The organism is Micromonospora sp. M51, from assembly GCF_018070305.1.
Classification (GTDB): domain Bacteria; phylum Actinomycetota; class Actinomycetes; order Mycobacteriales; family Micromonosporaceae; genus Micromonospora; species Micromonospora parva.
Window position 1 is genome coordinate 1 of the sequence record NZ_JAGPXZ010000907.1, and the last position, 2,198, is coordinate 2,198.

General features: G+C 76.0%; 1 protein-coding gene and 1 pseudogene. Both read right to left on the reverse strand.

Features of this window, described 5'->3' with window-relative positions:
* Window positions 1–511, reverse strand: a pseudogene (locus KBX53_RS30550) (hypothetical protein); the annotation flags it as partial.
* Window positions 508–2,043 carry a replication-associated recombination protein A gene (locus KBX53_RS30555; protein ID WP_210863179.1) on the reverse strand — a complete coding sequence of 512 codons (1,536 nt, stop codon included), beginning with the start codon at window positions 2,041–2,043 and terminating at the stop codon, window positions 508–510. The pseudogene KBX53_RS30550 and the gene KBX53_RS30555, both read right to left, overlap by 4 nt.
* Window positions 2,044–2,198 lie beyond the last annotated feature (155 nt).

Consider the following 2,198-nt stretch of genomic DNA (forward strand, 5'->3'; position numbering starts at 1 on the left):
CGGCGGCGCGGGCGCCCGGCACCGGCTGCACGCCTCGGCGCGGTGGCTGCCCGGGTGCGCCGGGGACCGGGGCGGATGGCCGGTCATCCGGGCGGCGGCCCGCTGGCGGCGTCTCCCCCGGCCAGGGGCCGTCGACCGGTCGACGGGCGGCGACGCCCGGCTCACCCTGACGCGGGGTCGGCGGCGCCGAGGCCTCCGGCCCACCGCCGCGCGCACCGGGCGGCTCTGCCGGCGTACGCGGGGCGGCCTGGGCCGGCGGCCCGGCCGGGTCTGCGGGCGGCATGCCGCCCCGGGGGCGGTTCGGCTCCGCCGGTGCGCCGTCCGGGCCCAGCTCGGTGCGTTGCTGCTTGGCCGAGCGCAGGTCGTCGATCCAGCCGAACTCCTCGCCGGCGACCGGCTCCTCCGGCTCTGGCTCGGCCGCCCGGCCACGACCCCAACGGCGGGTCTTGGCACGCGGATCGCGCCGCTCGTCCGGGCCCTCGTCCGGGCGGTCCCCACCACGCGATCTCACTGTTGACCCTCTCCTGCGGCGTCGGTGCCGCTGTCCTGCATAAGGCCGGGGGCACCCGTGTCCGTCGTCGGACGGGCGACCCGCGGGGATAGCGCTGGCGCGTTCTGCGCCGTTACGGACGGCTCGGATGCCGGCGTCGGCCGCGCGGCCGGGGCCGGCAGACCACGCACGATCCGGCGCAGCAGCGGCAGCCGGCCGGCCACCGACCGCTCCGCACCGTGTGGGCTGGGCTGGTAGTAGTCGGTGCCCACCAGGTCGTCCGGAACGTACTGCTGGGTGACCACGCCGCGCTGGTCGTCGTGCGGGTAGCGGTAGCCGGTCCCGTGGCCCAACCCACGCGCACCGGCGTAGTGCGCGTCGCGCAGCCCTCGGGGCACCGGGCCACCGCGACCGGCCCGGACGTCGGCGATCGCGGCGCCGATGGCGGTGGTGGCCGAGTTCGACTTCGGCGCGGTGGCCAGGTGGATCACCGCCTGGGCCAGGTTGAGCTGCGCTTCGGGCAGGCCCACGTACTCGACAGCGTGCGCGGCGGCGGTGGCGACGCTCAACGCGGTCGGGTCGGCCATGCCCACGTCCTCGCTGGCGAAGATGACCAGGCGACGGGCGATGAAGCGGGCGTCCTCACCGGCGACCAGCATGCGGGCCAGCCAGTGCACCGCGGCGTCCACGTCCGAGCCGCGCATGCTCTTGATGAAGGCGCTGACCACGTCGTAGTGGGCGTCGCCGTCGCGGTCGTAGCGCACCGCCGCCACGTCGACCGCCTGCTCGGCGGTGGCCAGGTCGATCCGCCCGCCGCCGAGGGCCGTGGCGGAGGCCGCCGCCGCCTCCAAGGCGGTGAGGGCCTTGCGGACGTCACCGGCGGCCAGCCGGACCAGGTGGTCCTCGGCCTCGGTGGTGAGGGTCAGCGCACCGTCCAGGCCGCGCTTGTCGGCGACCGCGCGGCGCAGCAGGCCCCGCACCGCCTCGTCGTCCAACGGTTGCAGGGTGAGCAGCACGCACCGCGACAGCAACGGTGAGATGACCGAGAAGTACGGGTTCTCGGTGGTCGCCGCCAGCAGGGTGACCGTGCGGTCCTCGACGGCGGCGAGCAGCGAATCCTGTTGGGTCTTGCTGAACCGGTGCACCTCGTCGATGAAGAGCACTGTCTGCGGGCCGCCGGAACGGCGCTGGCGGCGGGCCGTCTCGATCACCGCCCGGACGTCCTTCACCCCGGCGGAGAGCGCCGACATGGCCACGAAGCGGCGGTCGGTGGCCCCGGCCACCAGGTGCGCGATGGTGGTCTTGCCGCTGCCCGGCGGACCCCAGAGGATCACCGACATCGGCGCCCCGCCGGAGACCAGTTGCCGCAGCGGTGCACCGGGAGCGAGCAGGTGCTCCTGCCCGACCAACTCGTCGAGGGTGACCGGGCGCATCCGGACCGGCAGGGGCGAATCGTCGGCCACCGCGGTGAAGCCGTCGACACCGGCGTGACCGTCGGGCGCGCTGCGCGACCCGGTCGGTTCACCGAGGGAGAAGAGGGCGTCGGACTCCATCACGAAGACAGTACCGGGCCGGGCCCACGACGCCGGAATCGCGCCGTGGGCCCGCTGCCAGTGATCGGTTCCGGTCAGCCACGCCCGGGGCGACGACCCCGGTACCAGCGGCCACCGCCACCGCCGCCACCGCCGCGCGGGCCGCTGCCCACGCC

Bases quoted from the DNA above. Each gene is read 5' to 3' on its own strand.
- KBX53_RS30555 (WP_210863179.1), bottom strand. From the start codon at position 2,043: ATGGAGTCCGACGCCCTCTTCTCCCTCGGTGAACCGACCGGGTCGCGC.